Genomic DNA, 20,082 nt, shown 5'->3' on the forward strand with positions numbered 1-20,082 from the left:
ATTTCATCGTAGTAAAGCATTGAAACCATAAAAAAGAAGTTTCCTCAAAATGAGGAAACTTCTTTGGAACGAATGATGGATACAGCTGGTGCTTTGGTTAACTTGTTCAGAAGAGACTGAACCTTTTCCACTGACACCTCATCAATGAGTCTCAGGATCTCTTCATAGCTCTTGTGCCTGCCAAGCAGCAACTCATGTTTGCCGTTCCGGTTCATACGGGCGCTGGTGCTTTCCATGCCCAACAGCAAACTTCCTTTCAGCTGCTCTTTGGAGTCAGCTATTTCTTCACTCTGAATACCGTTTGCACGAGCTGTTTCCAGAGACTCCAGAATTACGCGCTGCATCTCAGGCAGTTGTTCGTTGGCTGTTCCGCCATATATCGCAAAGCTCCCGTGGTCCGAATAAGGGGAATGATACGAGTAAATGGAATAAGCCAGCCCTCGTTCTTCCCGAATTTCCTGGAACAGACGCGACGACATCGAGCCGCCCAGAATATTGTTGAGCACGGCAAAATCAAACAGCCGTTCATCCGTCATGGAGACCCCAGGATACCCCAGGCAGAGATGGCCCTGTTCCGTTTCCTTGAGCTTAAGGGAAGAGCCGGATGTAAAATCAGGATAGGTGTATACCTTCTCTGCCCCTTTTCGCTGGAAACTGCCAAAACACGACTCGATTTTATGCAACAGGGACGGAGTGATATTGCCGGCGACAGAAATGACTGTATTTTCCGGCGTGTAATGACGATTCATGAACTCCATGATTTTTTCTTTTGTAAACAGCGCCAGTGTTTTTTCAGTTCCCAGTATTGGATCTCCCATGGAATGGTCAGGATACATGACTTTCCATAACTGTTCATGGACGTCATCATCCGGCATGTCTTCAGTCATGCTGATTTCTTCCAGTACCACCTGGCGTTCTTTTTCAATCTCCACCGGGTCCATCGTCGAATTGAAGAACATATCTGCCAGTACTTCTACTGCAAGCTCTGCATGATGATCAAGCACTTTCGCATAGTAACAGGTGTATTCTTTTGATGTATAAGCGTTCATGTCTCCGCCAATCCGGTCAAATTCACGGGCGATCTGTTTAGCGGACCGCGTTTTCGTTCCCTTAAACAGCATATGCTCAATAAAATGGGTTAACCCGTTTTCTTCGGGCAGTTCATCACGTGAGCCGGCTTTTACAAAAACCCCCACTGCTACTGAGCGGAAATGGGGGATCGTTTCAGAAACAATGCGCAATCCATTGTCACATGTATATGTTGTTACCAATGAAACATTCCTCCTGATATGAAAAAATTGCCAACAGTTGCTGGCAATTTTAGTCTTTTGTATTAATCTTGTTGTTTCGCTGTTTCTTTTTCTTCTTTTTCTTCTTTCAAAACGGCTTTGCGGGATAGGTTGACGCGTCCTTGGCGATCGATTTCGATGACTTTCACTTTCACGACATCGTCGAGTTTCAGCACGTCTTCCACTTCTTTTGTCCGTTCTTCCTGTATTTCAGAAATATGAAGCAATCCATCTTTTCCAGGGAACAGTTCAACAAAAGCGCCGAATTTTTCAATGCGTTTAACTTTGCCTTCGTAATACTCGCCCACTTTTGCTTCGCGGACGATGTTTTCGATCATTTCTTTCGCTTTCGAGTTCATTTCCTGATCAACCGAAGAAATGAAAATTGTACCGTCCTGCTCTGTATCGATCTTAACACCCGTTTCATCAATGATCTTGTTGATCACTTTTCCGCCTGGCCCAATCACATCACGGATCTTGTCCGGGTTGATTTTGATCATAATGATTTTCGGTGCAAATGCAGACAATTGTCCCCGTGGTTCTGAAATGGTTGCCATCATCGACTCGAGAATATGAAGACGCCCAATTCTGGCTTGCGTCAATGCTTCTTCAAGAATTTCACGGGACAAACCTTCGATTTTAATATCCATCTGCAGTGCCGTAATGCCTTCTGCAGTTCCGGCAACTTTGAAGTCCATATCCCCAAGGTGGTCTTCCATGCCCTGGATGTCAGACAATACGGTGTAGTTTTCACCTTTTTTCACAAGGCCCATTGCAATACCGGCGACCGGAGCTTTTATCGGAACCCCGGCATCCATCATCGCCAGAGTGGAAGCACAGATGCTGGCCTGCGAAGTAGATCCGTTTGACTCCAGAACTTCCGCCACTAAACGGATTGTGTAAGGGAATTCTTTTTCGTCCGGCACGACTGCTTCCAAAGCCCGTTCACCAAGTGCTCCGTGACCAATTTCGCGGCGTCCGGGACCACGAAGAAAACCAGTTTCCCCTACTGAAAACAATGGGAAGTTGTAATGGTGCATAAAACGTTTCGTGTCTTCGATCCCCAGTCCGTCAATGATTTGGACGTCTCCAAGAGCTCCAAGTGTACAGATGCTCATGGCCTGTGTTTGTCCGCGTGTAAACAGTCCGGAACCGTGAGTCCGGTTCAAGATGCCAACTTCTGATGACAACGGACGAATTTCGGAAGGTCCTCTTCCGTCCGGACGGATTTTTTCATCCGTAATCAAACGGCGCACTTCCTCTTTCACCATTTGATCCAGAATCTGGCCAGCTTGTTTTTTCACTTCTTCATCTGACTCTTCGTAAGCGGCCATCGCTTGTTCTTTCACTTGATTGATTGCATCGTTTCTGGCTTGCTTTTCATTGATTTGAACAGCTGCGTTCATGTCTGCTTCCACAGCTTCTTTCAGTGTGGCAGTCAATTCCGCATCCAATTCATACAGCTGGATTTCTGTTTTTTCTTTGCCGACTTCTGCCGCAATCTGTTCCTGGAACGCAATCAATTTCTTGATTTCTTCGTGACCGAACATGATGGCTTCCAAAATGATGTCTTCAGAAACTTCTTTCGCTCCTGCTTCCACCATGTTGATTGCTTCTTTTGTACCGGCAACCGTTAAGTTGATAGAACTTTGCTCAAGCTGTTCATTTGTTGGGTTGATGATGTATTCACCGTCAATCATTCCGACAATGACACCGGCAATCGGTCCGCCGAACGGGATATCGGAAATCATCAATGACAGAGACGAACCGAACATGGCTGCCATTTCTGATGGGCAATCCTGGTCAACAGACATGACCATCGAAATAACCTGGACTTCGTTGCGAAATCCATCAGGGAACAGCGGTCGGATTGGGCGGTCGATCAACCGGCTTGTCAGCGTCGCTTTTTCTGATGGCCGGCCTTCACGTTTGATGAAACCGCCGGGGATTTTCCCAACGGCGTACAGGCGCTCTTCATAATTGACCGTCAAAGGAAAGAAATCCAACGGTTTTGGTGATTTTGAAGCGGTTGCAGTGGAAAGAACTGCTGTATCGCCATAACGGATCAAAGCTGCCCCGTTTGCTTGTTTTGCCAATTGGCCGACCTCTACTTGCAATTCACGGCCTGCCCAATCGAATGTATAGACTTTTTTTGTTTGCTCCATAATCGAGCTCCTCTCTTTCAATCTTAAAAGACTGCTTTTATGTATCCTTCTAGTAGTGTATCAAAAAAGGATAATCCGTGCGATTTATTGTAAAACTTTTATCCATAAAGAAAAAGCGGGACGAATCCCGCTTTTACTGGTTGTTATTATCGGCGTAGGCCTAGTTTTGAGATTAACTCACGATAGCTCTGTACATCGTTCTCGCGCAAGTATTTAAGCAAGTTACGACGGCGTCCAACCATTTTGAATAGACCACGACGTGAGTGGTGATCTTTCTTGTGGGTACGCAAGTGCTCGTTCAAGTTGTTGATGTCTTCTGTAAGAATGGCGATTTGAATTTCTGCAGAACCTGTGTCAGTATCATGCACTTTGAATTCATTGATCAATTCATTTTTACGTTCTTGTGTGATTGCCATGCTGTTCCACCTCCTATTTCCTGATATCCCCTATTACCGAGCAAACGTTGGTGATTCGAATTGCCAAGCAACGGTTTGTACTTTTAGTACGGATAAATCATAGCATAACAGTTTTTGAAAATCAACTGAGGACCTTCACTTTCCAAAAAAACGGACAGCTTCTGCTTTATCCTGTTCTATCTGTTTTTTCAACTCTTCGATGCCGGCAAACTTTCGTTCATCACGGATGCGGCGATGCCATTCCACAACGACCTGTTCTCCGTAGATGGAGCGCTCAAAGTCGAAAATGTGAACTTCAATGGTCAGCTTTTTCACATCCGGATTATTGAAAGTCGGTTTGAAGCCGATATTGCAAACCCCTTCATAAAACTGGCCCTGAACTTCGATCCGTACAGCATATACTCCCCGGCCGGGCACAAAAGTGCCCAGTTCCGGCTCTACATTAGCTGTTGGAAAACCGATTGTACGCCCTCTTTTGTCGCCATTGACGACTGTCCCTTCCACTTGAAACGGACGTCCGAGAAGACGGCATACCTGTCCGACTTCGCCTTCCTTCAACAGACCGCGAATCCTTGTGGAACTGATTTTCTCTTCGTCATCTATCATTTTATCAATGACCGATACACCAAAGCTGCCTTGGCCGAATTGTTTCATCATTTCCATATCGCCCTTTCCTTTACGCCCGAAAGAGTAATCGAAACCGGCTGTGACATGGACAACCTGCAGTCCCTTTATAAAGACATCAATAAACTGGTCCGGAGTCAATTGGGCAAATTCCGAAGTAAAACGCACAATAAAACAAACATCCACACCCATGTCTTCAAGAATTTTCATCTTTTGGTGAAGTGGCGTGATATAGAAAACTTCTTCTTTTCTGCCTCCCAGCACAAGGGAAGGGTGCGGATCGAATGTCATGACGGCTGATTTTACCTGAAGTTCCTTTGCCCGTTCGATTGCTTCATGAATAACGTGTTGATGACCTTTATGTACACCATCAAAAAAACCGAGTGCCAGGGATAATCGCCCCAGGTCCGTTTCTGGCTTGATGTGGTTTGGGTAATTCAAATGGATAATTTTCATCTTACACCTCGTCCGCTGTCGGAAATCCGAACATTTTTTCCGGCTTCATTTTGTCCGCTTTTTCAGGATGTCTTTTATAAAGCGCCACGGCCTCGCCTTTTACTGTAAAGACCATCTTATCATGCTCTTTCAATAAAACATGGCGGTCAAGAACTTGGCCATTTTTAACAGCAAACAGGTCTTTTTCTTCGATTTCTGCAAATGGGAAGGCGCTTAATCCGTAATCCAACGGTTTCAAAAATCTGCCGATATCTTCATTTTGAGCAAGTTCAGCCACTTCGGCAAGTGTTATGCAATCATTTCTTTCAAATTTCCCCGACTCCGTCCTTGTCAATCTGGACATATGAGCCGGATAACCCAAAGCTTCCCCTATCTGAACAGCGAGCGTCCGGATATACGTACCTTTCCCGCAGCTGATCCGGATGGCAAATTTCAATTCTTTCCCCCGCCATTCCTGCCGGTCTTCAAGCAACTCGATCTTCTGGATGGCAACCGTCCGTTTCGGCCGCTCCACCTGTATGCCCTGTCTGGCATATTCATACAGTTTTTTTCCGTTTACTTTGACTGCCGAGTACATAGGCGGCGTTTGAGTGATATATCCTGTCAGCCCCTCCAATACCTGGAGCAGCTGCTGTCTTGTGACTTGTTTGTCGCTGGTGTCCTGTTCGACGATTGTACCGGTGGCATCTTCCGTTTCCGTCGAGTAGCCGATTGTCACTTCTGCTTCGTATGTCTTTCCCTGATCGGTGATATACTCGGCGACTTTCGTCGCTCGGCCAATGCATATCGGCAGCACTCCGTCCACTGCCGGGTCTAAAGTTCCCGTATGGCCGATTTTTTTGGTCTTTAAAATTTTCCGTAGTTTAAAGACGCAATCATGCGATGTCATGCCCTGTTCTTTCCATAACGGAAGGATGCCGTTAAGTGCCATTCGTTTCAACTCCCTTTTGGTATGTAAAAAAAGCCTGCCCATCTAATAAATTAGACAGCAGGCCTTTGGTTATTGATCTTCTCTCGGTTCTTTTATGTCACGCAAAAGCGAATCGATGCGATTGCCATAGGCAATCGAGGAATCAAATTCAAACGCCAACTCAGGCGTCTTGCGCAAACGGATCCGCTGACCGATTTCCGAACGGATAAACCCCTTGGATTTCGACAAGCCAAGCAATGTCTGTTCCTTTACATCGTCATCACCTAAAACACTGATATAAACAGTAGCCTGTTGGAGATCTCCCGTAACCTCAACATCCGTTACAGTGACAAATCCAATGCGAGGATCTTTCAGCTTCCGGCTGATAATTTCACTAAGCTCTTTTTTCATCTGCTCAGCTACTCGATTCGAGCGCATAGTCATTGCTTCTTCACCTCGTTCTCACAAATATTCTTTTTGGATATCAATACATTCCCAGGCAGGGTTGCTTTCCAGGTAGTATAACACATGATCCATTTCTTTTTCGGCCGCCTCTTTCGAAGAAGAAACCGTCACAAAAGCAATGCGTGTGCGCTGCCATACATTCTGGTGCTCAATCTCTGCCGCGGAAACATTGAATTTTTGTTTTGTGCGGGTCAACATACTTTTGACTACCGCCCTTTTTTCTTTCAACGAATGCGCTGTTGGTATGAAGAACTCGCATTCCATATATACAATCATTTCCGTTTGATTTCTTCCATTACAAACGCTTCAATAATGTCCATTTCTTTCACATCGTTGAAGTTTTTGATGGTAATCCCGCATTCATAGCCTTTGGCCACTTCTTTGGCATCATCTTTAAATCGTTTCAAAGTGTCGATTTCGCCTTCGAATACGACAATGCCTTCGCGGATGACTCGAACACCGCTGTCTCTGGTGATTTTGCCTTCCGTTACGTAACTTCCTGCAATGGTGCCGACTTTGGAGACTTTAAATGTACTCCGGACTTCAGCCTGCCCAATCACTTTCTCTTCGAATTCCGGATCCAATAAGCCTTTCATGGCAGACTCAATTTCTTCGATCACTTTGTAAATGATCCGGTGCAGACGAATATCGACGCCTTCCGCTTCTGCCGCTCTTTTCGCATTGACATCCGGACGAACGTTGAAACCGATCACGATCGCGTTTGAAGCAGCCGCAAGGGAAATATCGGACTCTGTGATAGCGCCGGCGCCAGTGTGAATAATCTTGACGTTGACTCCTTCAACATCAATCTTCATCAATGAAGCGGCCATAGCTTCAACAGCACCTTGAACATCCGCTTTGACGATCAAGTTCAGCTCTTTCATCTCGCCTTGTTTCAATTGATCAAATAAATTGTCAAGCGTCACCCGGTTCTTTTCAGAACGCTGCTCCTGAAGAGCGGAGGTTGAACGGGATTCTCCAATTTGACGGGCCGTTTTTTCATCTTCAAAAACAACGAAACGGTCTCCCGCCTGCGGCACATCATTCAAGCCGGTGATTTCAACCGGTGTCGACGGTCCTGCGTCTTTTACCCGACGGCCGATGTCTGAAACCATTGCACGGACTCTGCCATGTGTGTTGCCGACTACAATTGGATCACCGACATTCAATGTTCCATCCTGTACAAGCAATGTTGCTACCGATCCGCGTCCTTTATCAAGTTCCGCTTCGATAACCGTACCGATTGCACGGCGGTTTGGATTGGCTTTCAATTCCCCAACTTCGGAAACAAGTAAAATCATTTCAAGAAGCTGATCGATTCCTTCCCCCTGCAACGCAGAAATTGGTACGAAGATGGTCTCGCCACCCCATGCTTCCGGCACCAAACCATGTTCAGTCAATTCCTGCATGACACGGTCAGGGTTCGCGCTTGGTTTGTCCATTTTATTGACGGCAATGATGATCGGCACTTCGGCAGCTTTCGCATGGTTGATCGCTTCCACTGTCTGTGGCATGACACCATCATCTGCTGCTACCACGATAATTGCCAAATCCGTTACTTTAGCTCCCCGTGCACGCATGGTCGTAAACGCAGCGTGGCCAGGTGTATCCAAAAATGTAATTTTCTTACCGTTTTCCACCACTTGGTACGCTCCGATATGCTGAGTGATTCCCCCAGCTTCACCGGCTGTAACTTTTGTGTGCCGGATTGAATCAAGCAAAGTTGTTTTCCCGTGGTCAACGTGTCCCATGATGGTCACTACCGGCGGGCGTTCTTCTTTTTGCTCTTCAATTTCAGGCTCGAAGTAAATTTCCAGATCTGTTTTGTCAACCAGAATTTCTTCTTCCACTTCCACATCGTATTCAGCGCAAATCAATTCAATTGCATCTTTATCCAGTTCCTGGTTAATCGTCGCCATGACACCAAGCATGAATAATTTTTTGATGATTTCAGACGGCTCGCGTCCTAATTTTTTTGCCAGCTCTGCTACTGTCAATGACTCAGTGAACGTGATTTTAGCCGGTAATTCTTTTTCTTTTCTTGGCATTGGCGGCATCGGATTAGCCGGCCGTTGCTGTTTCCCTTTCCGGTTGCGGTTTTGGCCACCGCGGCCCGGTCCGCCGCCTCCAGGACGATTTGACGAGCGCTGACCTGGTCCTGCTGAGGGTTTAGCCGCTTTCGGTGTGAAGTTTGAACCTTTTGCTCCGGCAGGACGGTTCTGGCTTTGGCCTGCAGGACGCGGCTGGCCTTGCCCTTGAGGACGGTTCTGGCCTTGAGAACGGTTTTGTCCCTGGCCTTGAGGACGAGATGCCCCTTTGTTTTGCTGGCGGTTTTGTGCTTGAGGACGCTGCCCCTGTGCAGTTTTTTTGTAAATGCCATCCAATTTGGAAACAGCAGTTGGCTCTAATGTTGCCATATGGTTTGCCACTTCAATATTCAGCTTTGATAACTGCTGGATGATTTCTTTGCTTGGCTTATCTACTTTTTTAGCGTATTCATGTACTCGAATTTTGGTCATCTGCTCACCCCCGGTTATTTTCATCGAATAAGCTTGTCAGTTTTTTAGCAAACCCAGCATCTGTGATTGCAATAATGACTCGCTCTTCTTTGCCGATTGCATGTCCAAGTTCGAAACGGGTTCCGAAAACTTGGAGATCGACTTTGTATGTGCTGCATTTGTCATGCAGCTTCTTGTTTGTATTGTCTGAAGCATCTTCAGACACAATGACCATTTTGGCATTGCCTTTGCGTACTTCATTGAGCACCAGTTCCTCGCCCGTAATAGTCATTCGTGCGCGGGTGGCTAACCCCAGTAATTGAAGAATTTTTTGTTTCGTCATTTTTTCAACTGCTCTCTTAATACGACGCGTGTCAACTCATCATAGATTTCATCCGGAATTTTTGTTTCAAGTTGGTTGTCCAGCACTTTTTTCTTGCGGGCTATGGCTATTGCCTCTTCAGATTTGGATACATAAGCGCCGCGACCTGATTTTTTCCCTGTCACATCGACGCTTACCTGTCCTTCTTTCGAGCGGACCACCCGGATCATTTCTTTTTTAGGATGCATCTCCCCTGTAGCTACACATTTCCTCAGCGGGATTTTCTTTTGTAGAGCCAACGGACATCACCTTTTCTACATTATTCTTTTTCTTCGTAAAAATCAAAGTCATCGCTGTCATCACTGGATTGAAGTAATTCAGTGTTGGCATTTGGATTCGGGTAAATTCCCAATTCACGGGCATCCGATTCACTCTTGATATCGATTTTCCAGCCAGTCAGTTTGGCAGCGAGACGGGCATTCTGGCCGCGCTTGCCGATAGCCAGAGACAGCTGATAATCGGGAACGATGACCGTGGTGGACTTGTCTTCTTCGTTCACTTGGACATCCAATACTTTTGAAGGACTCAATGCATTTGCCACAAAGACCACCGGTTCTTCGGACCATTCCACAATATCAATCTTTTCTCCGCTCAGCTCGTTGACAATCGTCTGTACACGGGCTCCTTTTGCCCCTACGCAGGAACCGACAGGGTCGATTTCTTCGTTATGCGCATGCACAGAGATTTTTGAACGGTCGCCTGCTTCGCGTGCAATTGACTTGATCTCCACAATGCCATCATAAATTTCCGGCACTTCCGTTTCAAACAAGCGGCGCAGCAGCCCTGGATGTGTACGTGATACAAATACTTGCGGACCACGTGTTGTGCGTTCCACTTTCGTAATATAGACTTTGATGCGGTCATGGGGCTGGTAAGATTCGTTCGGCATCTGCTCGGTTTGCGGCAGGACCGCCTCCACTTTTCCAAGACCTACATACAAATTGCGCGCATCCATCCGCTCGACAATGCCGTTGACGATATCATCGGCACGATCCACGAATTCTTCAAACACCAGACCGCGTTCCGCTTCGCGTACACGCTGGGTCACAACCTGTTTGGCCGTCTGTGCGGCGATGCGGCCGAAGTTGCGCGGCGTCACTTCTTCCTCCACCACATCTCCGATTTCGTAGGCAGGATTGATCGCCTTAGCTTCCTCCAAAGAGATCTGCAAGCGCTCATCTTCCACTTCTTCCACTACATCTTTGCGGGAATATACCAACATCGTTCCCGTACTTAAATTCAAATCCACACGAACATTCTGGGCTTGGTTAAAATTGCGTTTATACGCTGTCACCAATGCCGCTTCGATTGCTTCAATCAGCACCTCGCGCGAAATCCCTTTTTGTTTTTCCAATGCATCCAAAGCATCTAATAACTCACTGCTCATTTATATTCACTCCCAGGTTCTTCAATCAGGTTTTACAGAAAAATCAATGGCAAGACGGATAACAGCTATTTTTTGCCGTGGTATGACGATTGTTTTTCTGCGTGTTTTGATTTTGATTTCAATTTCAACTTGTTCTTCATTATACGATTTCAAGTAACCTTCGAATTCCTTTGCGTCCTCGATTGGTTCATAGGTCTTGATGTAAATGAATTTGCCCACAGCATCCGCGTAATCTTTTTCTTTCTTCAATGGCCGTTCTGCTCCTGGTGAAGATACTTCCAGGAAGTAATTTTGCTCGATTGGATCGATTTCATCCAAAATCTCACTGAGTCTTTCACTGACCAGTGCACATTGTTCAATATCAATCGGCGCTTCCGGATTATCCACATAAACACGCAGGAACCAGCTGCGCCCTTCTTTGACAAACTCTATATCCACGAGTTCCAGATTCAATTCATCAATAATAGGTTGTGCGATTTCTTCCACTTTATCTGTAATTTTGCTCATACATTGCCTCCCGCCAAATTTTGCCATAACAACAGAAAAGAGCGGGAGAACCCACTCTTCTGCGACAGAGCTATCAGTAAATGTTACTACAATAATACCATACGCCCCTGTTTCATGCAACTGACTAGAACAGTGACAGCTGGTTGGCGTCCGGCATGCCCTCGAGGCAACCATGGTCTTCCATGTATTCGATAATGGTTTTCGAAACACGGCCACGCTGCTGCAGGTCTTCTTTCGACAAGAAGTCGCCTTCCGCCCGCGCTGCCACAATCGACTTGGCGGCGTTAGTCCCGAGGCCGGGGATTGCATTAAATGGAGGGATCAATGTATTGCCTTCGATAATAAATTCATCCGCTTCCGACTTATACAAATCGACTTTCTGGAACGAATACCCACGTTCGCACATTTCCAGTGCCAGCTCCATGACCGTCAATAAGTTTTTCTCTTTGGTCGATGCCTCCAGTCCTTTTGCATTGATTTCATCCACTTTGGCGCGAATTGATTGTGACCCTTTCGCCATTGCGTTGACATCAAAATCTTCTGCACGGACGGTGAAATAGGCCGCGTAATAAAGGACCGGAAAATGCACTTTGAAATAGGCAATGCGGACAGCCATCAATACATAGGCAGCAGCGTGCGCTTTCGGGAACATATATTTGATCTTTTTACAAGATTCAATGTACCAATTCGGCACGCCCTGCTCTTTCATCGCCGCTTCAAATTCCGGTGTCAGGCCTTTCCCTTTCCGTACCGCTTCCATGATCTTAAACGCCAAAGAAGATTCCAATCCCTGATAAATCAGGTAGACCATGATGTCATCACGGCAGCCAATGACGTCCGACAACTGACAGGTGCCATTTTTGATTAGCTCCTGGGCATTGCTCAGCCAGACATCGGTACCGTGGGACAAACCGGAGATCTGAACCAGTTCAGAGAACGTGGTCGGTTTGGTTTCTTCCAGCATCTGACGGACGAAACGGGTGCCAAACTCAGGAATGCCGAGCGTTCCTGTTTTGCAGCCGATCTGCTGTTCTGTCACACCAAGGGATTCCGGACCGGAGAAAATCTTCATAACTTCCGGATCGTCTGTCGGAATCGTTTTCGGATCAATTCCTGATAAATCCTGCAGCATGCGGATCACTGTCGGATCATCGTGCCCGAGAATATCAAGCTTCAACAGATTGTCATGGATGGAATGGAAGTCAAAGTGTGTGGTTTTCCATTCTGAATCCTGGGCGTCCGCCGGAAACTGGATAGGTGAGAAATCATAAATGTCCATATAGTCCGGAACAACGATAATTCCGCCCGGGTGTTGGCCCGTGCTTCGCTTAACACCCGTACACCCTTGGACAAGACGGTCGATTTCCGCTCCGCGGATTGTCATGTCCCGATCGTTGGCATAGCCACGGACATAGCCATAAGCGGTTTTTTCTGCAACAGTACCAATGGTTCCGGCACGGAACACATTGTCTTCCCCGAACAGTTCCTTGGTGTAATTATGTGCCACCGGCTGGTATTCCCCACTGAAGTTCAAATCGATATCCGGAACTTTATCACCTTTGAATCCAAGGAATGTCTCAAACGGAATGTCCTGTCCTTCTTTTCGATAAGGGATATTACAGTCAGGACAATTTTTGTCCTCCAGGTCAAAACCGGACCCGACCGAGCCGTCATCAAAGAACTCCGATTTCTTACAGCTTCTGCAAATGTAATGGGGCGGCAGCGGGTTGACTTCGGTAATCTCCGTCAATGTGGCAACGAGAGAAGAGCCGACCGACCCCCTGGAACCGACCAGATATCCATCGTCCAGTGATTTTTTAACCAGTTTGTGGGAAATCAAATAAATAACCGCAAACCCGTGTCCAATGATCGATTTCAATTCTTTCTCAATCCGCGCTTCTACGATGTCCGGAAGAGGAGAACCATAAATGGATTCTGCCATGCTGTAACTTAACTGACGGACTTCTTCATCGGCGCCTTCGATTTTCGGTGTATACAAATCATCTTTGATCGGCTTAACTACTTCGATCATATCTGAGATTTTCAGCGAATTTTGAACCACGATCTCGTGGGCCGTTTCTTCGCCAAGAAATTCGAACGCTTCCAGCATTTCAGTTGTCGTCCGGAAATGCACTTTCGGTAATTTGTGACGGTTCAACGGATTGGCTCCGCCTTGTGAACCGATCAGCACCTGACGAAAAATCGCGTCGTTTTCATCCAGATAATGTACGTTTCCTGTGGCCACAAGCGGAAGTTCCAATTTACGGCTGACCTTCACCAATTTGCGGATGATGTCTTCCAAATTCCATTCATCCCGCACCAGCTCGCGCTCGATTAAATGGGAATAGACTTCTTTTGGATGGACTTCCAGATAATCATAGAACTGTGCAGTCTGTTCCACTTCTTCCATCGATTTTTGCATGACGGCTTCGAAAACTTCCCCTTTGTCACATCCCGAGCCAACCAACAAGCCTTTTCGGTGACGCTGAAGCAGGGAGCGCGGAATGCGTGGAACCCTGTAAAAGTAATCAATATGTGACGCGGAAACCAGTTTAAACAAATTCTTTAAACCTTCATCGTTCTGTGCCAGTAACGTACAATGGGTCGGACGCGCCCTTTTATAAGCATCGCCGCTTCCTACGTAATCGTTCAGTTGATCATGGTATTTTATCCCTTTTTGATCCGCTTCTTTCAGCAAATGGACCAGTAAATAAGCAGTCGCTTCCGTATCGTAGATTGCTCGGTGATGCTGCGTCAATTCAATGTTAAACTTTTTAGCCAATGTATTCAGGCGATGATTTTTCAATTCGGGATGCAGCATACGAGCCAACTCGAGCGTATCGATGGTGGCATGCTTCATTTGGATACCGAATTTTTTATAGGCCACGTAAAGAAAGCCCATATCGAACGAGGCATTATGGGCAACCATGATATGGTCTCCCGCCCATTCCTGATAATCTCTGATTACTTCTTCCACTTCCGGTGCATCCCGTACCATGTCGTCTGTGATGCCTGTCAAATCAATTGTCGTGGACGACAGTGGATGATGAGGATTGGCGAAGCTTTCAAATTTATCAATGATTTGGCCACCTTTGATTTTAACGGCTGCCAATTCGATAATCGTATCATAGACAGCAGACAACCCAGTCGTCTCCAAATCGAAGACTACGTACGTTTCTTCTTCCAATAAAGCATGACGCTCTTCGTAAGCGATCGGAACACCATCATCCACCAGGTTGGCTTCCAGGCCGAAAATCGCCTTGATGCCATGCTTTTTACTGGCTGCATAGGCATCCGGAAAAGACTGGACTCCGGCATGGTCGGTAATGGCAATGGCGGGATGACCCCATTTTGCCGCTTGGCCAACTAATGCGTCCACAGATGAAACGGCGTCCATTTGGCTCATCGGTGTGTGAAGATGAAGTTCCACACGCTTTTCCTTTGCCGTATCCTGACGCAATTGAGGATTGATTTCCACCATATCCTGCGCCATCATGACGAGATCCCGAACAAAAGTATCAGTCTGGATCGAGCCGCGTGCTTTCAACCACATCCCTTTTTTGGCATTCGCCATCAGTTCAGCGTCTTCTTTGTCACGGGAAAACATTTTCACTAAAATCGAGTCCGTGTAATCGGTGATTTTCACCGTCAACAGTGAGCGTCCGCTTCTCAGTTCGCGGACTTCCGCGTCAAAAACAAACCCTTCAATTGTGACTCGCCGCTCTTCATCCACAATCGATTGGATTTCCGTGATTTTTTCATCCGGCTTGATGGCAATTCCCATTTGGAACGGTCCGGCCGGGACGCCGTTTTCTTTGCGGTCAGTTTCCCTTTTCTTCATATCATCCAAAGCCCTTTGGGCCAATGCTTCCTCTTCAGCTCGCCGTTCTTCCATGAACGCCTGATGGGCAGCTTCCTGATTTTCTTCGGAAAGCTGGAAATCGACGGCTAATGGCGGAAAGCCGAACAATTGATATACTTCAGCCAGCTTACTGCTGTATTTTGATTTTAAGGCCATCATTTCATGGTCATGAATGCATTTCACAACTAGTTTATTGCCATTCCAGTCAGGGGTCTGGGACAACAAACGCTCTCTCAACGGCGGTGCCATGTCGGACAATTCCTCTACTGCGTATCGCCAGTATTCCAGCACTGTTTCGCCGTTAGCTGCTGCCTCTGCTGCCTCGATATTCAGATGCACAGTGGCGATGGCAGAAAATGTGGTATGAAGCCGTTCTCTGAATAAAAGATATAACTTCAACGGCAATATCTGTTGGGTTTTTACATTAAAACGCCATGTCCGCTCTTTTTTATGGACTGTCATCCGTGTCAGTTCTGCCTCTTCAAAAAAGGGCATATGTACATCATCCGTTAAGTCGAGATGCTGCAAAAGAAGCTTGAAACGCATCTTTGAATCTTGCTGGTTTGTCATAATTATCCCCTTCGTTGTGTTTTTAGGAAAAAGAAAGGAAAGTACCTGTGTACTTTCCTCCCATACTATCAGATTTCCGGATCATTTATTAAAGAATTCCTCTAAACGATCGATTATTTCTTCCTGTTGCCATTCGAACGTTTCACCAGTTTGGCGAATTTTCACTTCCAATACACCTTCTGCCGCTTTCTTGCCAACAGTGATGCGGATCGGCAAACCGATCAAATCTGCATCAGCAAATTTCACACCGGCACGCTCTTTACGGTCATCAAGCAGCACTTCGTACCCTTTCGACTTTAACAATGTATAGAGTTCTTCGCCCATTTCACGCTGGACATCGTCTTTTACGTTTACAGGTACAATATGCACTTCATAAGGTGCAATGACATTTGGCCATGTAAATCCACTGTCGTCCTGGAACTGTTCTGCAACTGCCGCCATGACGCGGGATACACCAATTCCGTAACAACCCATGATATACGGCATCGCTTTTCCTTGATCATTCAGGAAAGTGGCATTCATCGGCTCGCTGTATGTGGTGCCGAGTTTGAAGATATGGCCGACTTCAATTCCTTTGGCGAATTTGATGGTCCCTTTGCCGTCCGGAGAAGGATCTCCTTCTTGGATAAAACGGAGATCGGCATAAGATTCCACCGGAAAATCCTGTTCTGGAGTCACATTGATGTAATGGACGCCGTCTTCGTTGGCTCCTGCTACTCCGTTGACGATGGTTTTCACTGCATGGTCTGCAAAAAGACGCACTGAATCCGGCAAATTCACCGGACCGATTGAACCGATTTCACAGCCCAACAGCTCTTTTACTTCTTCCGGTGTTGCCAGGTCAATCAGTGTTGCGTTCGCCACATGCTTGACTTTTACGTCATTGATGTCGTGATCGCCTCTGGCCAGCACCACGACGAATTCGTCATCCGCTTTGAAAACCAGCGTCTTGATGCACTGATCGGGAGAAGTGCCCAAAAATTCGGCAACCTGACTAATCGTTTTTTGATCAGGCGTTTCTTTCTTCTCCATCTCTTTTGGAGTGTCCTGTGTCTCATTGTATGTCACATTCACTTCAGCCATCTCGATATTGGCGGCATAAGGCGAACTGTCTGAATACGCAATCGTATCTTCACCGATTTCAGACAACACCATGAATTCGTGGTTGTCTTTCCCGCCGATTGCTCCGGAATCCGCGATTACCGCCCGGAAATTCAAGCCGAGCCGTGTAAAGATATTCGTATACGCCTTCATCATATCCATATAAGCTTCATCCAGGCTTTCAGTAGACGCATGGAACGAATAGGCATCTTTCATCAAAAATTCACGGCCACGCAACAAACCAAAGCGCGGTCGCTTTTCGTCTCTGAACTTTGACTGAATTTGAAACAAGCTCAATGGCAGCTTTTTATAGGACTTGATCTCATCACGCAATAAGCTGGTGATCACTTCTTCGTGAGTCGCACCCAGCGCGAATTCGCGATCATTCCGGTCTTTCAACCGCATCAGCTCATCACCGTATGAATACCAGCGGCCGGTTTCCTGCCATAATTCAGCCTGCTGCAACGCCGGCAAAAACACTTCCATGCTATTGGCTGCTTCCATTTCTTGACGGATGATCGTTTCCACTTTTTGAAGAACCCGTTTGCCGAGGGGCAAGAATGAATAAATACCACTCGTATTCTGGCGGATAAATCCGGCCCGTAGTAATAATTGATGCGATCTGACTTCCGCATCAGCTGGTGTTTCCCGCAAAGTCGGGATAAATGTTGCTGTTTGTTTCATTCCACAATGCACCTCAACTGACTATAAAATTTTTAATTGTATATATTGAACTAAATCAACTCTTCATACCACTTAAGCCGCTTTGAGCATAGCAAAGACGATTGCTCATGGACCAGCTCGTCGCCAAGGAGGTGACCAAAGATTTTGGTCACCTCTTTGGATTCGCCTATTCAGTGGGCGCGCCGGTATTAAATAGTTCACCCATTAATAAGTGTCGAAATTTACTCAAGCCCGTGACAATTAACAATGCGACGTCCTGCCGCAGCTGTTTAGTGAACTATAGAAAAGTGAAAGTAATCAGTTCAACTTAATCCGGTTAGAAAAAGAACCGTTGTATATCATTCCACGTGACGACAATCATCAAAAGCATCAAGAGCATGATGCCGACAAAATGGACCATGCCTTCTTTTTGACGGTCGACGGGTTTTCCTCTGATTGCCTCAACGATAAAGAACATCAGTCTGCCGCCGTCCAGTGCAGGCAACGGAAGCAGGTTCATAATCCCCAGGTTAATGCTGAGCATGGCTCCCCAGCTCATTAACGTATAGATACCATATTTCGCCACTTCTTCAGTTGTTTTGTAAATCCCAACAGGTCCTGACAAAGCGTCAATGGTGAACTGACCTGTTACCAGCATACCGAGCAGTCGAAGAATTTCCTTGAACCAGAATACGGTCTGCTCTGCTCCATAAACAAAAGAACCCAGTACGTCTTTCTCCAACGGGCTTTGATAAAGAACGCCGATTACTCCGACTTCTTCCGGAGATTCTTCGGATATTTCAGGGGTGATGGAAAACTCCAGGGTTTCGCCTCCCCGCTCCACTTCAAAGGCCAGCGGGTTACCTGCGTTGTCCTGAACCGCTTCCACCAATTCATCCCACGATTGAATCGGCTCCCCTTCGATTTCCGTAACCAGATCGCCGTCTTCCATGCCGGCACTTTCCGCCGGACTGTCTTCCGTCACTTCTGTGATCACTGGTTCGTTGGTCGGAATACCCTGCATCAATCCGAGAGCCACAAATATGAAAAAAGCCAGAACAAAATTGAACAAAGGACCGGCAAAAATGGTCAAAAAGCGATGTCCGACACTTTTTGAGTCGAACTGGCGGTCATAGGGCGCCAAAATCGTCTCTTTTCCGTTTTCCTCAATAATCGCATCTCTCGATACATTGATACGCACAAACTTATCGTCTTCATCGTACCCTTTAATGTAAAGCTCTTTTTCCAAATCCGCTTCTTCCACTTCCAACAGCAGAATATCAGGGTACATCGCTTTTTGGTTCAGAATGACTTTCTCAGCGAGTCCCTCTTTGTCGAGTAAAACACCAATCCGATGCCCTGCCTGAAGCTGAATGGTGTCCAAATCCTCTCCAGCCATACGGACATATCCACCGATGGGCAGCAAACGTACAGTATAGACCGTTTCGCCTCTGGTGATGCCCAGTATTTTGGGCCCCATCCCGATAGCAAACTCACGGACTAAAATGCCGGCACGTTTAGCGAAGATGAAATGGCCTAATTCGTGAAAAAATACCAATGCACCGAAGATTATGATAAACGCTAAAACTGTTTCCATTTCAACCCATCCTTATAAACCTTATTCGTTATTAGCCTTTAGCTATTTTAGCATGTTTTTAACGGATTTTCTTGTTTCAGAATCAAGGTGTAGGATGGTTTCCAAATCAGGACTTGAAATTACTTGATGTCGATCCATTTCCCTTTCGATCAACTCTTCAATCTGCAGGAAATTAATTTCTTCATTTAAAAACATGGCGACAGCTTGCTCATTCGCGGCATTCAGCACTGTTGTCATCGTCCCGCCAGCTCTGCCTGCATCAAAAGCCAATTGAAGAGCGTGGAAACGATTATAATCCATTTCCTGAAAGTGGAGCTTTCCGATTTCCGCCAGATTCAGGCGACTGGCATCCGGGCGGGGCAAACGGTCGGGATAAGATAGTGCATATTGAATCGGCACACGCATATCCGGAGTTCCAAGCTGTGCCATCACACTGGTGTCCCGGAACTCAACCATCGAATGAATAATGCTTTCTCTGTGAAGCAATACATCAATGTTATTGTAGTCAAAATCAAATAACACATGGGCTTCAATCACTTCCAGCCCTTTGTTGACCATTGTAGCGGAATCGATGGTGATTTTCGATCCCATCGACCAATTGGGATGGTTTAAGGCATCCTGAACGGTTACATTTTTCAATTCCTGTCGGCTCAAGTCCCTGAAGCTTCCGCCGGATGCCGTTAAAATCAGACGGCTCGCCTGCTCCCTTTTTTCTCCGTTCAAAGCCTGAAACAAAGCCGAGTGCTCACTGTCGACCGGCAAAATGTCAGCGCCGTATTGTTTGGCACTGCCCATCACCAGATGTCCTGCAGTCACCAGGGTTTCCTTATTGGCAATGGCTATCGTCCGCCCTAATTTAATCGCTTCCAGTGTCGGCTCCAGCCCTACACTGCCGATCACAGCATTGACCAGCACGTCAGCTTCGTATGTAGCCGTGTCGATCAGGCCCTGTGGACCGGAAACAAAAGAAACACGCGGAAATTCCCTGTTCAGCTCATTGGCATCTTCGGTGTTTTGGATACACACGATTTCAGGGGAAAATTCGTTGATCAGCTGCCGTGTGACTTCCATGTTTTTACCGGCCGAAAAACCGATCAATGTAAATTGTTCTGCGTGTTGTCGTATTATATCAGCTGTCTGTACCCCAATAGAACCGGTTGCACCCAGCAAAATGATTTTTTTCGTCATTC

Annotated in this window: 16 protein-coding genes; all 16 read right to left on the bottom strand. The window is 46.5% G+C overall.

Features of this window, described 5'->3' with window-relative positions:
* Positions 1 to 44: 44 nt before the first annotated feature.
* On the bottom strand, positions 45 to 1,271 hold the full coding sequence (locus tag EEX84_RS03960) for a M16 family metallopeptidase (protein ID WP_123164286.1): 1,227 nt from the start codon (positions 1,269 to 1,271) through the stop codon (positions 45 to 47).
* A 62-nt stretch (positions 1,272 to 1,333) separates the two neighbouring features.
* Positions 1,334 to 3,454: a polyribonucleotide nucleotidyltransferase gene (pnp, locus tag EEX84_RS03965; RefSeq protein WP_123164287.1), complete on the bottom strand. Its 2,121-nt coding sequence runs from the start codon at positions 3,452 to 3,454 to the stop codon at positions 1,334 to 1,336.
* A gap of 146 nt (positions 3,455 to 3,600) precedes the next feature.
* Complete coding sequence (gene rpsO / locus EEX84_RS03970) at positions 3,601 to 3,870, bottom strand: 30S ribosomal protein S15 (RefSeq protein WP_123164288.1); 270 nt, start codon at positions 3,868 to 3,870, stop codon at positions 3,601 to 3,603.
* A 135-nt stretch (positions 3,871 to 4,005) separates the two neighbouring features.
* Positions 4,006 to 4,950 carry a riboflavin biosynthesis protein RibF gene (gene ribF / locus EEX84_RS03975; RefSeq protein ID WP_123164289.1) on the bottom strand — a complete coding sequence of 315 codons (945 nt, stop codon included), beginning with the start codon at positions 4,948 to 4,950 and terminating at the stop codon, positions 4,006 to 4,008.
* Between the two features lies 1 nt (position 4,951).
* A complete protein-coding gene (truB, locus tag EEX84_RS03980) occupies positions 4,952 to 5,881 on the bottom strand; it encodes a tRNA pseudouridine(55) synthase TruB (protein WP_123164290.1) in 930 nt (309 codons plus the stop codon).
* Between the two features lie 69 nt (positions 5,882 to 5,950).
* Positions 5,951 to 6,304: a 30S ribosome-binding factor RbfA gene (gene rbfA, locus EEX84_RS03985; protein ID WP_123164291.1), complete on the bottom strand. Its 354-nt coding sequence runs from the start codon at positions 6,302 to 6,304 to the stop codon at positions 5,951 to 5,953.
* 18 nt (positions 6,305 to 6,322) lie between these two features.
* Entirely contained in the window at positions 6,323 to 6,601 is a 279-nt protein-coding gene (locus tag EEX84_RS03990) for a DUF503 domain-containing protein (protein ID WP_123164292.1), read from the bottom strand.
* Positions 6,598 to 8,844, bottom strand: coding sequence for a translation initiation factor IF-2 (infB, locus tag EEX84_RS03995; protein ID WP_123164293.1), 2,247 nt, complete (start codon positions 8,842 to 8,844; stop codon positions 6,598 to 6,600). The genes EEX84_RS03990 and infB overlap by 4 nt, the downstream gene beginning before the upstream one ends.
* 4 nt (positions 8,845 to 8,848) lie before the next feature.
* A complete protein-coding gene (locus EEX84_RS04000) occupies positions 8,849 to 9,166 on the bottom strand; it encodes a YlxQ family RNA-binding protein (protein WP_123164294.1) in 318 nt (105 codons plus the stop codon).
* Positions 9,163 to 9,444 carry an RNase P modulator RnpM gene (rnpM, locus tag EEX84_RS04005; protein WP_123164295.1) on the bottom strand — a complete coding sequence of 94 codons (282 nt, stop codon included), beginning with the start codon at positions 9,442 to 9,444 and terminating at the stop codon, positions 9,163 to 9,165. Before rnpM ends, EEX84_RS04000 begins: the two co-directional genes overlap by 4 nt.
* A gap of 20 nt (positions 9,445 to 9,464) precedes the next feature.
* Positions 9,465 to 10,592, bottom strand: coding sequence for a transcription termination factor NusA (gene nusA / locus EEX84_RS04010; RefSeq protein ID WP_123164296.1), 1,128 nt, complete (start codon positions 10,590 to 10,592; stop codon positions 9,465 to 9,467).
* Positions 10,593 to 10,613: 21 nt separating this feature from the next.
* On the bottom strand, positions 10,614 to 11,099 hold the full coding sequence (gene rimP, locus EEX84_RS04015) for a ribosome maturation factor RimP (protein WP_123164297.1): 486 nt from the start codon (positions 11,097 to 11,099) through the stop codon (positions 10,614 to 10,616).
* A 124-nt stretch (positions 11,100 to 11,223) separates the two neighbouring features.
* Positions 11,224 to 15,531, bottom strand: a complete 4,308-nt coding sequence (locus EEX84_RS04020; protein ID WP_123164298.1) for a PolC-type DNA polymerase III — start codon at positions 15,529 to 15,531, stop codon at positions 11,224 to 11,226.
* A gap of 81 nt (positions 15,532 to 15,612) precedes the next feature.
* Positions 15,613 to 17,316, bottom strand: coding sequence for a proline--tRNA ligase (locus EEX84_RS04025; protein WP_123164299.1), 1,704 nt, complete (start codon positions 17,314 to 17,316; stop codon positions 15,613 to 15,615).
* 316 nt (positions 17,317 to 17,632) lie between these two features.
* Positions 17,633 to 18,892: an RIP metalloprotease RseP gene (gene rseP / locus EEX84_RS04030; RefSeq protein ID WP_123164300.1), complete on the bottom strand. Its 1,260-nt coding sequence runs from the start codon at positions 18,890 to 18,892 to the stop codon at positions 17,633 to 17,635.
* 42 nt (positions 18,893 to 18,934) lie between these two features.
* The gene (dxr, locus tag EEX84_RS04035) at positions 18,935 to 20,080 is read right to left on the bottom strand and encodes a 1-deoxy-D-xylulose-5-phosphate reductoisomerase (RefSeq protein WP_123164301.1); all 1,146 of its coding nucleotides are present in this window, start codon (positions 20,078 to 20,080) and stop codon (positions 18,935 to 18,937) included.
* Between the last annotated feature and the right edge of the window lie 2 nt (positions 20,081 to 20,082).

This window comes from Planococcus salinus (genome assembly GCF_003719725.1).
Taxonomy (GTDB): domain Bacteria; phylum Bacillota; class Bacilli; order Bacillales_A; family Planococcaceae; genus Planococcus; species Planococcus salinus.

Bases quoted from the DNA above. Each gene is read 5' to 3' on its own strand.
- pnp (WP_123164287.1), bottom strand. From the start codon at position 3,454: ATGGAGCAAACAAAAAAAGTCTATACATTCGATTGGGCAGGCCGTGAA.
- rpsO (WP_123164288.1), bottom strand. From the start codon at position 3,870: ATGGCAATCACACAAGAACGTAAAAATGAATTGATCAATGAATTCAAA.
- ribF (WP_123164289.1), bottom strand. From the start codon at position 4,950: ATGAAAATTATCCATTTGAATTACCCAAACCACATCAAGCCAGAAACG.
- truB (WP_123164290.1), bottom strand. From the start codon at position 5,881: ATGGCACTTAACGGCATCCTTCCGTTATGGAAAGAACAGGGCATGACA.
- rbfA (WP_123164291.1), bottom strand. From the start codon at position 6,304: ATGACTATGCGCTCGAATCGAGTAGCTGAGCAGATGAAAAAAGAGCTT.
- EEX84_RS03990 (WP_123164292.1), bottom strand. From the start codon at position 6,601: ATGATTGTATATATGGAATGCGAGTTCTTCATACCAACAGCGCATTCG.
- infB (WP_123164293.1), bottom strand. From the start codon at position 8,844: ATGACCAAAATTCGAGTACATGAATACGCTAAAAAAGTAGATAAGCCA.
- EEX84_RS04000 (WP_123164294.1), bottom strand. From the start codon at position 9,166: ATGACGAAACAAAAAATTCTTCAATTACTGGGGTTAGCCACCCGCGCA.
- nusA (WP_123164296.1), bottom strand. From the start codon at position 10,592: ATGAGCAGTGAGTTATTAGATGCTTTGGATGCATTGGAAAAACAAAAA.
- rimP (WP_123164297.1), bottom strand. From the start codon at position 11,099: ATGAGCAAAATTACAGATAAAGTGGAAGAAATCGCACAACCTATTATT.
- EEX84_RS04020 (WP_123164298.1), bottom strand. From the start codon at position 15,531: ATGACAAACCAGCAAGATTCAAAGATGCGTTTCAAGCTTCTTTTGCAG.
- EEX84_RS04025 (WP_123164299.1), bottom strand. From the start codon at position 17,316: ATGAAACAAACAGCAACATTTATCCCGACTTTGCGGGAAACACCAGCT.
- rseP (WP_123164300.1), bottom strand. From the start codon at position 18,892: ATGGAAACAGTTTTAGCGTTTATCATAATCTTCGGTGCATTGGTATTT.
- dxr (WP_123164301.1), bottom strand. From the start codon at position 20,080: ATGACGAAAAAAATCATTTTGCTGGGTGCAACCGGTTCTATTGGGGTA.